Below are 14,377 nucleotides of genomic sequence, written 5' to 3' on the forward strand. Positions count from 1 at the left end.
TTGGAAAAGTCTAATCGATCGTGTAATATTCATCATTGAGAAAGAACTAATGGACGATCGATATTTGAGTGTAATAGACGGTATAAAGTAACAGTTATGTTTTTTTGTAATAAAATTAAATCAATTTAAGTCTCAATTTTGCTTTTAACTCTCCATATAATTCTAAACCTGATCGAGTTTTATTTTCTGAGTTTAAATCTAAGCAGTTTTGCCAATATTTTAAGGCTTCTTTTTCTTTATTTTCCTCCTCTAAAATTTCCGCCATCAAATAATTACTAATGAGTAAATTAGGATTAATAGCCAAACTTATTTCTATATATTCCCTTGCTTTGAGGTTATCTTTGCTTAAAAAATAACTATAGCCTAAATTCGTTAACAATTTACTTTTTATCTCCTCATTATTTACCTTTTCTAAAACACTGATAATCTTTTCTTTCACTGTATCAATTTCTCCTTGTAAAATCATAATATCCGTTACTCTTACTAAGGCTTGATAATTTAGATTTTGCTCGAATCCTTGTTGAAAATAATTTATTGCCGATTCCCATTGTTGCATTTTTTCATAAACCAAACCTAAATTGTAATAAATATTAGGTAAATTTTCATCAAATTTTAATGCGGTTAAAAAGTATTTTTGAGCAGTATTTAACTCCCATAATAAATAAGCATCATAACCTCGATCGTTAAAATAAATTCCTAACTCTTTATTTAAAATATGATCATTTGGTAAATTTTTTTCATCGTGAATTAAACTTAGTTTTTGCCATAAGTTACTCAATGTTAAATTATCAAGGTCTGGATTTTCGATGATTAATTTACTTTTAAATTTTAAGTGCTTTTCTAAATCAACTTTAATATTATTGCCTAAAATAAATTTATTTTCCTGATTTTCATTTTTCTCCTGTAATAATCCATCTTTAAGCATTTTCCCTACCATAATTAATACTTCTCCTAAACTAATATTAGGAAAAATATCCGATTGAATTTGACTTAAATTGATTCCCTCTTTATTCAGCAATAACACATATAATAATTGTTGCTCTTGCTCAGATAAATGAGGCAAATCTAAATTATCATTTTCTATCTCCGTTAAAATCTCACTTTTATCATTCTGGTTTTGACGATATTTTTGATATTCTTCCACTAATCTTTGTTGCAATTTCGCTAATTTACCTGGTCCAAAACCGAATATCTGGAATTTTTTATAAACCTCCCCCAATCTTTTTTGTAAAGCATCCTTACTAATGCCTAAGTCTTTGGCGATGTCATCGACGGATTCCCCTTGAATTGCCCTTGATAAAACCTCTGACTCTCCTTCGGTAATGCCAAAATGCTTGGTTATGTTTTGCAAAAATTTTGTCGGTATCATTTTTCTTCTCTCTACTAGATACCTTATATTATAACCTCATTTAAAAGATTTTTTCTCATTTCTTGATAATCTCTGATAAGTGAGCTTAGAATAGAAACATCAACATTCGGGAAAAAATTATGAGAAAGTGGCGAGAAAGGGCAAGTTCGATCGTAGATACGACATTATCGCAACAGGAAACTCTTGATAGTAGCAGTATTGAAACTAGCAACAGAAACAAGGAAAATACCGATACTGAAGATATAAAAGTTAACGGTACTTAGACAAAACAATAACAACAATTAAGCTATAATATTTACATTATATTGTTTTTAGGTCAAAATGAAAGAAATCACATCTTCATCAATGCCACCCTGTTTCGAGCGTTGGTGCCAAAAAATAGACCCTGTATTAAAAACAAAAGCACAAAAACGAGAGTTTAGAAATTATTTGGGCGGTTTATTAGGTGATTCTCAAAGAAAAAATCTCACTCAAATTGCCCATAATAATCTTGATATTACTTATCATAAGTTACATCATTTCCTAACAGAATCCACTTGGAATTATGATGAGGTAAATAATAAAAGACTAGAAATTATTGCCTCATGTCGTCAAACTAAAATAAGTCGCTCTTTCTCTTTAATTATCGATGATTCAGGTCATCGTAAAAGTGGCAATTTTACTGACTGTGTGGGACGACAATATATTGGTGAAATTGGCAAAACTGATAATGGTAATATCCGCAGTCACCACCCACATTTATGATGGGGTCAGAAGTTTTCCCTTAGACGTTGAATTATATGAAAAAGCGGAAAATTTCCCCTTGGGAAAAGATGACCCACAATTTCAAAAAAAACCCGATATTGCCTTTAATTTAATTGAAAAATGTTTAAACCGAAATTACCATCCTCAAATAATTTTAATGGATGGGGGTTATGGGAACAATACTAATTTATTAGAAAAATTAGAACAAAAAAATTTAAAATATATAGGAATTATTGCAAAAAATAGATTAGTACAAGTAGTAAAAGAAGATTTGAGAGAGTCTGAAAAAAGAATAGATGAAATAGCTAAATTATTACCTCAAGAGAGTTTTGAAGAAATAAAAACAGGTAAAAATAGAGAAAAAACTCTTTGGGTAGCAACCATAAAAATTAAATTATCAGCCTTATCAGGAATAAAAACCCTAGCTATCGTCATGAATGCTCCCAGTTTTGAAAAGTCCACAGATATTGATTATTTAATGACCAATGAAACAGGGGAAAAAGTCAATGGAAATTGGATAGTAGAAACTTATACACAAAGAAATTGGATAGAAGTATTTTACCGTGAAATTAAGGGATGGTTAGGTTTATCAGAATACCAAGTCAGAAATAAAAGAAGTTTAATGAGACATTTTATATTGGTATTTTGCGCCTATACTTTTATTCAATGGCATCGTTTGACAGGGGGATTGAGAAGGCAATGGGGAAATAAACCCTTAAATACTTTTGCAGAGCATTGGAAGCGTTTCGGACAGCAGTGTCTTTTCGTTTCTTTCAATGGTTAAAAGATAATGTGGAAGTGTTTAGCTTAATATAAAGCAAGTTTAGGGTTTATTTTGGCATAATTTTTGTCTAAGTACCGATAAGGAGGTTATTATCGTTATCCTATGGGGGATTATCGGATAATTTATGAAATTGATAATCTAACAATTCAAGTAATTATCATTAAGATAGCTCATCGAAAAAATGTTTATCAATAGCATATTTAGTCATTAATGGATAATAGATAATTCTCAATTTTCAATTCCTTATTACTTACTATAAAAAAAATAACCCCTTGTCAATAGTATCGATCGAAGTTAAAATAGATAATTTGAATGTATTAAAACAAAACCTATATATTTAATCAAGTAACGGATATAAGAATAAGATAGTGGCTAACTCAAAATCTGCACTCAAAAGAATCGACATCAACGAACGTAACCGTATGCGTAACAAGACTTACAAATCGGCGGTTAAAACTTTAATGAAAAAATATTTTCTCGCTGTAGAGGCTTATGCTTCTGCTCCTAGTGATGAACAATTGCAAACTGTTCAAAGTTCCATGTCTATAGCTTACAGCAAAATTGATAAAGCCGTAAAAAGAGGCGTTTATCATAAAAATAATGGTGCCAGAAAAAAAGCTAGATTAGCTAGAGCCTTAAAAAATGCGGTACCTCAAGCCTCTTAACATATACCTAAAACTATAAACAACTCCGTGTTATGATGGTTAATCCCTTACCTTAATTTTAAGTGCGGGATATGAATGATAACTCAATCACTGATCAACAATGCAACTAATAGATACCCATGTTCATGTAAACTTTGATTTATTCAAAGAAGATTTGGATTCAGTATCTGCCCGTTGGCAGTCCGCAGGAATAAATAAATTAGTTCACTCCTGTGTCCATCCTGACGAATTTGAGAGTATTAAAAAGTTGTCTTTACAATTTCCTGAATTGTACTGTTCCGTAGGTTTACACCCGTTAGATGCTCAGAAATGGCAAGGGCAAAAAACCTACCAACAAATCTTACAATCAGCAATATCTCATCCCAAAGTTGTCGCCATTGGTGAAATGGGATTAGATTTTTATAAAGATGATCAACAAGAACTACAAAAAGAGGTTTTTTGGCAACAATTGGATATTGCTCAACAATTGAATAAACCAGTTATTATTCACTGTAGAGATGCCTCTAGTACTCTACGGGATATTTTGTGTAAATTTATAGAAGAAAAAGGCACAATAACAGGAGTAATGCACTGTTGGGCAGGAAATCCAGAACAGACTCAATGGTTTTTAGACCTAGGAATGTATATTAGCTTTAGTGGTGTTGTTACATTTAAAAGTGCTAAAACAGTACAAGCTAGTGCTTTGATTGTACCAAGCGATCGACTTCTAATTGAAACTGACTGCCCATTCCTTGCCCCCTCTCCCCATAGAGGAAAAAGAAACGAACCTTCTTATGTTATCCATGTAGCGGAAAAATTAGCCCAAATTAGAGGAGAATCATTGGAAACGATCGCTCAACAAACCTATGACAATGCCTGTAGATTATTTAATATTTAAAAATAATAATTAGGAATTAGAAATGGAGAATGACAACAGATAAAGTTTATATTCTACATACATTTTACTATTATACTACTTATTAATTACTCCAACTCGTACGATAATCAAATAACCGATAATTGACAACTGACTTATGAGAACCCAAGAACTGTTACCTGATTTAATCGAAATTCAACGCTCTAGCTACAAGTGGTTTTTAGAGCATGGTATTATTGAAGAACTCAACAGTTTTACCCCTATCACAGACTACGCAGGTAAACTTGAATTACACTTCATCGGCGAAAAATATCGTCTCAAAGAACCTAAGTACTATATTGAAGAGGCAAAAAAAAGAGATGCTAGTTACTCAGTACAAGTTTATGTCCCTACATTACTATTAAACAAAGAAACTGGCGAACGTAAAGAGCAAGAAGTTTTTATTGGTGACTTACCTTTGATGACTGATAGAGGTACATTTTTGATTAATGGTGCAGAACGAGTCATAGTCAATCAAATCGTACGATCTCCGGGGGTCTATTTTAAGTCAGAATTAGACAAAAACGGTAAAAGAACCTACTCCGCTTCTGTTATTCCCAACCGAGGAGCGTGGTTAAAATTTGAAACTGACAAACACGGCGTTGTGTGGGTAAGAATTGACAAAACTCGCAAAATCTCCGCCCAAGTACTCTTAAAAGCCATGGGATTAACCGATCGTGAAATACTCGATCGACTCCGTCACCCTGAATTTTACGAAAAAACCCTCGAAAAAGAAGGTAATCCTAGTACTGATGACGCTTTGATGGAACTATACCGCAAACTACGTCCCGGTGAACCCCCTACCGTAAGCGGTGGACAAGCATTGTTAGAAACCCGTTTCTTTGATCCTAAACGCTATGATTTAGGCAAAGTTGGACGTTACAAAATGAACAAAAAACTGCGTCTTAATGTAGCGGAAAACATCAGGGTTTTAACTGTTGAAGATATTTTGTGCGTGGTTGACTATTTAATTAACCTTGAATTTGACATCGGTAAAGTTGACGATATTGATCACCTCGGGAATCGTCGAGTGCGCAGTGTGGGAGAATTACTTCAAAACCAAGTTAGAGTTGGTTTATCCCGTTTAGAGCGAATTATTCGGGAAAGAATGACTGTTGGTGATCCCAATACCTTAACTCCGGCGGCTCTTGTTAACCCAAAACCTTTAGTAGCAGCCATTAAAGAGTTTTTCGGATCTTCCCAGTTATCCCAATTCATGGATCAAACAAATCCCTTGGCGGAATTGACCCACAAACGTCGTATTTCTGCTTTAGGCCCTGGTGGTTTAAGTCGTGATCGTGCTGGTTTTGCCGTGCGTGATATTCACCCTAGCCATTACGGACGTATTTGTCCCGTAGAAACTCCTGAAGGCCCCAACGCAGGGTTAATCGGTTCATTAGCCACCTATGCTCGTGTTAACGAATATGGATTTATCGCCACTCCTTACTATAAAGTCGAAAACGGCAAAGTACGCTGGGATTTACCGCCAGAATATCTCACTGCTGATGAAGAAGACGATAAAAGAGTTGCCCCCGGAGATTTATCTACCGATGAAAATGGTGTAATCTTAGGAGAAAGTGTACCTATTCGTTACCGTCAAGAATTTTCTACCACTTCACCAACGCAGGTGGACTATGTAGCCGTTTCTCCTGTGCAAATCGTTTCTGTGGCGACTTCCATGATTCCTTTCTTAGAGCATGATGACGCTAACCGTGCCTTGATGGGATCGAATATGCAACGTCAAGCAGTACCCTTATTACGAGCAGAACGTCCCTTAGTAGGTACAGGTTTGGAAGGTCAAGCCGCACGGGATTCAGGAATGGTCATTGTTTCCCGTGATTATGGTACTATCACCTACGCTGATGCGAAAAAAATCAAGCTAAAAACAAAAGATAATAGTGAAATTGTTTATAATCTCCAAAAATACGAACGATCGAACCAAGATACTTGTTTAAATCAACGTCCTTTAGTCGATGAAGGAGAAGATGTTGTACCCGGACAAGTATTAGCCGATGGTTCTGCTACCGAAGGCGGAGAATTAGCATTAGGAAATAATATCACCGTAGCATATATGCCATGGGAAGGTTATAACTACGAAGATGCTATTTTAATCAGTGAGCGCTTAGTTCAAGAAGATATTTACACTACCATTCACATTGAAAAACATGAAATAGAAGCCCGTCAAACAAAACTTGGCCCTGAAGAAATTACTCGTGAAATTCCCAACGTTGGGGAAGATGCCCTTTTAAACCTTGATGAACAGGGTATTATTCGTGTGGGTGCTTGGGTAGAATCAGGAGACATTTTAGTAGGGAAAGTTACTCCTAAAGGAGAATCAGATCAACCCCCTGAAGAAAAATTATTACGAGCCATTTTTGGAGAAAAAGCCAGAGATGTACGGGATAATTCCTTGCGTCTTCCTAACGGAGAAAAAGGAAGGGTTGTTTATGTCCGAGTTTTTACCCGTGAACAAGGAGACGAATTGCCACCTGGTGCAAACATGGTGGTTCGAGTTTATATTGCTCAAAAAAGAAAAATCCAAGTCGGGGATAAAATGGCAGGACGACATGGTAATAAGGGAATTATTTCTCGTATTTTGGCTCGTCAAGATATGCCTTATATGCCTGATGGAAGTCCTGTTGACATTGTGTTAAATCCTCTGGGTGTGCCTTCTCGGATGAACGTGGGACAAGTATTTGAATGTCTTTTAGGTTGGGCTGGAGAACAGTTGGGCTATCGTTTCAAAATGACACCTTTTGACGAGATGTATGGTGAAGAAGCATCCCGTAATACGGTTAACGATCTTTTACGAGAAGCGGCTAGAAAACCGGGCAAAGAATGGGTATTTGATGAAGATAATCCGGGTAAAATTCAGTTGTATGATGGTCGTTCTGGTGAACCCTTCGATCGACCAGTTACTGTGGGTAAAGCCTATATGCTCAAATTAGTCCACTTGGTTGATGATAAAATTCATGCTCGATCAACAGGCCCTTACTCTCTGGTTACACAACAACCTCTCGGTGGTAAAGCACAACAAGGGGGTCAAAGATTCGGAGAAATGGAAGTATGGGCATTAGAAGCCTATGGTGCGGCCTATACCTTACAAGAGTTACTAACCGTTAAATCTGATGATATGCAAGGACGTAATGAAGCCTTAAATGCGATCGTCAAAGGCAGAACAATTCCTCGTCCCGGTACTCCTGAATCTTTCAAAGTACTGTTGAGAGAATTACAATCTTTAGGGTTAGATGTATCTGTCCATAAAGTTTTAGATGGACAAGAAGAAGTAGAAATTAACCTTATGGATTCAGGTAATCGTACCCCCAAACGTCCTACTTATGAAAATCTAGCTAGTTTAGGTCAAGACGACGACGATGAATACTAAATAATTAACACTCAACAATTAACAAATAACAATTACTAATTTTAATTTCGATCTTTGATCTTTCCTTTACCTATCAACTAAGAAATATGCCTACAGAGAAAAAAACTCAAACTTTCTATAACACTGTTATTGATAAAGGCTCTCTCAAAAAACTGATTTCTAAAACTTTCACAGAACACGGATCTTCTCGTTGTGCTTCTGTTTGTGATAAGTTAAAAACTATGGGCTTTCGCTATGCCACTCAAGCGGCAGTGTCTATCAGTGTAGAAGATTTGAAAGTACCCGAAAGCAAAAAAGCAATGTTAGCAGTGGCAGAAACTACCATCAAGGATACTCTAAATCGTTATGCTAATGGGGAAATCACGGAAGTTGAGCGTTTCCAAAAAGTAATTGATACTTGGAATGATACTTCAGAATCTTTGAAAGATGAAGTGGTGCGTAATTTCCGTCAATCAGATCCCCTCAATTCTGTCTATATGATGGCATTTTCTGGAGCAAGGGGTAACATTAGTCAGGTTCGTCAGTTAGTAGGTATGCGTGGCTTGATGGCTGATCCTCAAGGAGAAATCATCGATTTACCCATTAAAACTAATTTCCGTGAGGGATTAACGGTAACAGAATATATTATTTCTTCTTACGGTGCAAGAAAAGGTTTAGTTGATACTGCTTTGCGTACTGCTGACTCTGGTTATTTGACTCGTCGTTTAGTAGATGTTTCTCAAGATGTAATTATTCGTGAGACTGATTGCGGTACAACCAGAGGCGTTACTGTTTTGCCAATGAAGGATGGGGAAAGGGTATTAATTCCTTTAGGCGATCGACTTTTAGGGCGAGTTTTAGGAGAAGATGTTATTGATCCAGCCACTGGAGAAGTTATTGGTACTCGTAATCAGGCTATTGATGCTAATTTAGCTAAAGTAATCGGTAATGCAGTTGATAAAGTAAAGGTCAGATCTCCTCTTACTTGCGATACGGCTCGTTCTGTGTGTCAAAAATGTTATGGTTGGTCATTGGCTCATGGAGATTGGGTAAATATGGGTGAAGCGATCGGTATTATTGCCGCCCAGTCTATCGGTGAACCAGGTACTCAGTTAACCATGCGTACTTTCCACACTGGTGGGGTGTTTACTGGGGAAGTTGCCCAACGTATTATTACTCCCAAAGCAGGTACTGTTAAATTTGATAAAAAGCTAAAAGTCCGTGATACTCGTACTCGCCACGGGGATCAAAAATTATTGGTGGAAATCGCTGGTAATATTCTTGTGGGGGATCAAAAAATTAATGTTCCTGCAGGTAGTTTATTAGCCGTCAGAGAAGGAGATATAGTACAGGTTGAAGATTTATTAGCCGAAGTAATGCCTCAAAAAACTCGATCGACAGAAAGAGTCACCAAAGATGTTTCTTCTGATCTCTCTGGAGAGGTTTATTTTGCTGATATTTCTCCTGAAAGTAAAACCGATAGACAGGGTAACACCACTACTACTGTAACCCGTAACGGCTTAATTTGGGTACTCTCAGGACAAGTTTACAACTTACCTCCCGGTGCTGAACCTGTGGTCAAAAATGGGAGTAAAATCTCTAAGGGTTCAGTATTAGCAGAAACCAAGCTGAAAACTAAAAGCGGTGGGGTTTGTCGTTTTGAGGAAGGCAGTCGAGAAATTGAAATTATCACGGCTTCTGTATCTTTAGATCAAGCTGATATTTACCTCGAACATAATGGCAGTCAACAACAATATGTTATTCATACTCCAAAAGGCGATCGTTTTGCCTTAAAAGTTGTACCTGGTACAAAAGTTCAAAATAATCAAGTAGTAGCAGAATTAATTGATGATACTTTCCGAACTAACACTGGTGGTATCATGCGCTACGCTGGGTTGGAAACAGGGCGAGGCAACCGTAAACAAGGCTATGAAGTCATTAAAGAAGGTACTTTAATCTGGATTCCTGAAGAAAGCCACGAAATCAATAAAGACATCTCTCTTTTATTAGTGGAAGATGGTCAATATGTGGAAGCAGGTACAGAAGTAGTTAAAGAGATTTTCTGTCAATCGAGCGGTATTGTAGAAGTAATTCAGAAAAATGATATTTTACGGGAAATTATCGTTAAACCCGGACAGTTATACATGGACTTAGATCCTGATTACTTAGCCACGATCGAAGATGGGACAATCATCCCTCCGGGTACAGAAATTGCTCCCGGTTCGGTAACAGAAGATGAGTTTTTGGCGGAATTTGTGGATACTAACGAAGGGGTGGGGTTATTACTTCGTCCTATGAAACAGTATGAAATATTTAACACAACTCAATCTCCTTCCCAAGAATCCTTAAATAGTGCAGGAGGTGCTATTAATCTACGTCCTGTATTGCGTACTTTCTTTAAAGATGGTGAAAGAGTTAAAAGTGTTGAAGGAGTACAACTTGTTACAACTCAATTAGTCTTAGAAACTGTTGAGGGTATGAGTGCGGATATTGAATTAATACCCCATGAAACGGATGAAGATGGTTTCCGTTTGCAAATTGTGGTGTTAGAATCGGTGATGTTGCGTCGGGAAATGGAAAGTGATGCAAATATTATTACTCGTGTATTAGTCACCGATGGTCAGGAAATTGCTCCGGGTGCTGTAGTTGGTACTACTGAAATTCTTTGTTTGGAAGATGGTACTATTCAAGGTGTTCGGGAAGGTTTAGAGGCAATTCGTCGTATTTTAGTAGTCAGAGAAGATGATTTAATGACCGTTAAAATTGATGGAAAACCAACTTGTAAAGTTGGCGACTATATTACTCAAGGACAATCATTAACTGCTAATGTTAATGCTAAACAATCAGGACAAGTTTTAGAAATTAAAGATGATCAAATAATCTTACGTTATGCTCGTCCTTACCGTGTTTCTGCTGGAGCGATTTTACACATCGAACAAGGAGACTTAGTACAACGGGGTGATAATTTAGTATTACTCGTGTTTGAACGGGCGAAAACAGGGGATATTGTTCAAGGTTTACCAAGAATTGAGGAATTATTAGAAGCCCGTAAACCAAAAGAACCAGCCTTGTTAGCAAAGCGTCCGGGTATTTGTCAGGTAGAATATCGGGATGATGAAGCGATCGATGTTAAAGTGATCGAAGATGACGGTACTATTTCAGAGTATCCTCTTAACCAAAATCAAAACATTATTGTGAATGATAATCAACGGGTAGAAGTAGGTGAACCTTTAACAGATGGTCTTCCTAGCCCCCATGAAATGTTAGAGGTATTTTATGGGTATTATCAGGAACATATGGGAATGTATGATGCCGCATTGGCCGCATTACAAAAAGCTCAATTATTTCTTGTCAATCAAGTTCAAGGGGTTTATCAATCTCAAGGTATTGATATTTCTGATAAACATATTGAAGTAATTGTTCGTCAGATGACTTCTAAGGTAAGAGTTGATGATGGTGGTGATACGATTCGTCTTCCGGGGGAATTGGTGGAGTTACGAGAAATCGAAAAAGATAACGAAACCATGTCTATTACTGGTGGCGCCCCTGTTCAATATACTCCTATGCTTATGGGTATTACTAAATCTAGTTTAAACACCGATAGCTTTATTTCGGCGGCTAGTTTCCAAGAAACAACAAGAGTATTGACAGAAGCAGCGATCGAGGGTAAATCAGATTGGTTGCGAGGATTGAAGGAAAACGTAATTATTGGACGTTTAATTCCTGCCGGTACTGGTTATAATGCCTATGATCAACATCTCGATTGGGACGATCCTGAACCCAATGTTTCTACTACTATCTCTTATAGTGATTCTTGGGAACAAGAAGAAAATAATTCTTTATCAATTAGTGAAGTTGAAGATGTAATTATTGATGATCAAGTTGCCCGTGTATTGTCTCCCGATGATTCATTAAATGATGATAGCTTAATTAGCGATTATAGCGATCGTGATGACGATGATGATTTTGACGACGATGATGATTTTGACGATGATCAAAATGACTACGATGACGATGATGATTAACCGAAAATAAAGGTTATTCTACATTTCCAATAATTTAATTGTATGGGGAGTAACGTATTGCTCCCCTATATTTTTTTATTGCTATAGTAGCCTTTATTATCGGTACTTAGACAAAACAATAACAACAATTAAGCTATAATATTTACATTATATTGTTTTTAGGTCAAAATGAAAGAAATCACATCTTCATCAATGCCACCCTGTTTCGAGCGTTGGTGCCAAAAAATAGACCCTGTATTAAAAACAAAAGCACAAAAACGAGAGTTTAGAAATTATTTGGGCGGTTTATTAGGTGATTCTCAAAGAAAAAATCTCACTCAAATTGCCCATAATAATCTTGATATTACTTATCATAAGTTACATCATTTCCTAACAGAATCCACTTGGAATTATGATGAGGTAAATAATAAAAGACTAGAAATTATTGCCTCATGTCGTCAAACTAAAATAAGTCGCTCTTTCTCTTTAATTATCGATGATTCAGGTCATCGTAAAAGTGGCAATTTTACTGACTGTGTGGGACGACAATATATTGGTGAAATTGGCAAAACTGATAATGGTAATATCCGCAGTCACCACCCACATTTATGATGGGGTCAGAAGTTTTCCCTTAGACGTTGAATTATATGAAAAAGCGGAAAATTTCCCCTTGGGAAAAGATGACCCACAATTTCAAAAAAAACCCGATATTGCCTTTAATTTAATTGAAAAATGTTTAAACCGAAATTACCATCCTCAAATAATTTTAATGGATGGGGGTTATGGGAACAATACTAATTTATTAGAAAAATTAGAACAAAAAAATTTAAAATATATAGGAATTATTGCAAAAAATAGATTAGTACAAGTAGTAAAAGAAGATTTGAGAGAGTCTGAAAAAAGAATAGATGAAATAGCTAAATTATTACCTCAAGAGAGTTTTGAAGAAATAAAAACAGGTAAAAATAGAGAAAAAACTCTTTGGGTAGCAACCATAAAAATTAAATTATCAGCCTTATCAGGAATAAAAACCGTAGCTATCGTCATGAATGCTCCCAGTTTTGAAAAGTCCACAGATATTGATTATTTAATGACCAATGAAACAGGAGAAAAAGTCTGTGCAAATTGGATAGTAGAAACTTATACATCAAGAAATTGGATAGAAGTATTTTACCGTGAAATTAAGGGATGGTTAGGCTTATCAGAATACCAAGTGAGAAATAAAAGAAGTTTAATGAGACATTTTATATTGGTATTTTGCGCCGATACTTTTATTCAATGGCATCGTTTGACAGGGGGATTGAGAAGGCAATGGGGAAATAAACCCTTAAATACTTTTGCAGAGGCATTGGAAGCGTTTCGGACGGCAGTATCTTTTCGTTTCTTTCAATGGTTAAAAGATAATGTGGAAGTATTTAGCTTATATAAAGCAAGTTTAGGGTTTATTTGGGCATAATTTTTGTCTAAGTACCGTTATTTATTTATATTTAGATATTCTTGATAACCTAATTTGTTTAATTCCTCTTGTTTTTTGTTCACCATAATTTCTAAATTTTTACTATAGCGTTCAACTTTTTTCAGTAATTCAGGTTGTTGACTAGCTAAAATTCTCACGGCTAATAAACCAGCATTTTCAGCGTTACCGATAGCCACTGTTGCAACAGGTATTCCCCTTGGCATTTGTACAATAGAATATAAAGAATCGACTCCTTGTAAGTGTTTAGTTTGAACTGGAACTCCGATAACGGGTAAAGGAGTTAAAGATGCTACCATACCGGGTAAGTGTGCCGCCCCTCCAGCCCCCGCTATAATTACTTTTAATCCTCTTTTATGGGCATTTTGGGCATATTCTACCATTTTTAAAGGGGTTCGATGAGCAGAAACGATTTCTACTTCATAAATAATTTCAAAGGCTTCGCAAATGGCGATCGCACTTTTCATGGTAGGTAAATCAGAATCGCTACCCATGATAATGGCAATTTCCGGAGATGTTGTAAGCATTAACTAATAATTTCGATCGAAGAGATACAATTTTAAAAAAATATTAAATATATACTATAGCAGAAGGCAGAAGAAAAATACCTAATATGCAAGGGTTTCAGAATTTATAAATTTCCTAATTATCTCCTTTGTTGCGATATGACTTCAGATTGTCGTTCATGTTTAATCAAAATTAAAGACTTTTGTCGAAAATTTTGGTCAGTAAAATAAAAAAAGATTACTTTTTCTGATTTATGAGATATGATTTGATAATTAAAAGGGAACCTTGTGATTAATCAATCAGTCTAAAATAATATCAAAGTTAATTATTTAAAACTTTCAGTTTTTTCGGTTATGTTAAAAAAAGTTAATGGTCAATTTCTTTTTATTCGTAATTGTTTAGTTATTTATGTAGTAGTCGGTTTTTTTGCTTCTTTAATGGCAGACTCTCATAAGAGTTTTTTACTAAGTTCTCAATCATATAATGCTAGTCAATTTTCTCGGATTATTTCTCTAACTGTCGCACATCAGGCTAGAGAAAATTTATATAAATAAGTACTTGATTTAAGAAA

General features: G+C 35.7%; 8 protein-coding genes and 3 pseudogenes. 9 read left to right on the forward strand and 2 right to left on the reverse strand.

What is annotated here, in order from left to right; all coding sequences use genetic code 11:
* Positions 1 to 115 precede the first annotated feature (115 nt).
* Positions 116 to 1,369 carry a tetratricopeptide repeat protein gene (locus GM3709_RS15010; RefSeq protein ID WP_066120864.1) on the reverse strand — a complete coding sequence of 418 codons (1,254 nt, stop codon included), beginning with the start codon at positions 1,367 to 1,369 and terminating at the stop codon, positions 116 to 118.
* A 119-nt stretch (positions 1,370 to 1,488) separates the two neighbouring features.
* Between GM3709_RS15010 and GM3709_RS20540 the strand changes: the two genes are divergently transcribed.
* The 8 genes and pseudogenes from GM3709_RS20540 (at position 1,489) to GM3709_RS15040 (ending at position 13,281) form a co-directional block, all read left to right on the forward strand.
* Complete coding sequence (locus GM3709_RS20540; RefSeq protein ID WP_158506748.1) at positions 1,489 to 1,632, forward strand: hypothetical protein; 144 nt, start codon at positions 1,489 to 1,491, stop codon at positions 1,630 to 1,632.
* A gap of 58 nt (positions 1,633 to 1,690) precedes the next feature.
* Positions 1,691 to 2,957: pseudogene (locus GM3709_RS15015) on the forward strand (IS701 family transposase).
* Between the two features lie 36 nt (positions 2,958 to 2,993).
* Positions 2,994 to 3,092 (forward strand): annotated as a pseudogene (locus GM3709_RS19325) (type II toxin-antitoxin system RelE/ParE family toxin); the annotation flags it as partial.
* A gap of 173 nt (positions 3,093 to 3,265) precedes the next feature.
* Positions 3,266 to 3,562: a 30S ribosomal protein S20 gene (gene rpsT, locus GM3709_RS15020; protein WP_066120866.1), complete on the forward strand. Its 297-nt coding sequence runs from the start codon at positions 3,266 to 3,268 to the stop codon at positions 3,560 to 3,562.
* Between the two features lie 100 nt (positions 3,563 to 3,662).
* Positions 3,663 to 4,439, forward strand: a complete 777-nt coding sequence (locus GM3709_RS15025) for a TatD family hydrolase (RefSeq protein ID WP_066120868.1) — start codon at positions 3,663 to 3,665, stop codon at positions 4,437 to 4,439.
* A gap of 136 nt (positions 4,440 to 4,575) precedes the next feature.
* Complete coding sequence (rpoB, locus tag GM3709_RS15030; RefSeq protein WP_066120870.1) at positions 4,576 to 7,842, forward strand: DNA-directed RNA polymerase subunit beta; 3,267 nt, start codon at positions 4,576 to 4,578, stop codon at positions 7,840 to 7,842.
* 86 nt (positions 7,843 to 7,928) lie between these two features.
* Positions 7,929 to 11,846, forward strand: coding sequence for a DNA-directed RNA polymerase subunit beta' (locus tag GM3709_RS15035; RefSeq protein ID WP_066120872.1), 3,918 nt, complete (start codon positions 7,929 to 7,931; stop codon positions 11,844 to 11,846).
* Positions 11,847 to 12,014: 168 nt separating this feature from the next.
* Positions 12,015 to 13,281: pseudogene (locus GM3709_RS15040) on the forward strand (IS701 family transposase).
* A gap of 17 nt (positions 13,282 to 13,298) precedes the next feature.
* Here GM3709_RS15040 and purE read toward each other — a convergent pair.
* The gene (gene purE, locus GM3709_RS15045; RefSeq protein ID WP_066120874.1) at positions 13,299 to 13,826 is read right to left on the reverse strand and encodes a 5-(carboxyamino)imidazole ribonucleotide mutase; all 528 of its coding nucleotides are present in this window, start codon (positions 13,824 to 13,826) and stop codon (positions 13,299 to 13,301) included.
* Positions 13,827 to 14,159: 333 nt separating this feature from the next.
* Here purE and GM3709_RS15050 point away from each other — a divergent pair, with 333 nt between their 5' ends.
* Entirely contained in the window at positions 14,160 to 14,360 is a 201-nt protein-coding gene (locus GM3709_RS15050) for a hypothetical protein (protein ID WP_066120876.1), read from the forward strand.
* Positions 14,361 to 14,377 lie beyond the last annotated feature (17 nt).

This window comes from Geminocystis sp. NIES-3709, assembly GCF_001548115.1.
Taxonomy (GTDB): domain Bacteria; phylum Cyanobacteriota; class Cyanobacteriia; order Cyanobacteriales; family Cyanobacteriaceae; genus Geminocystis.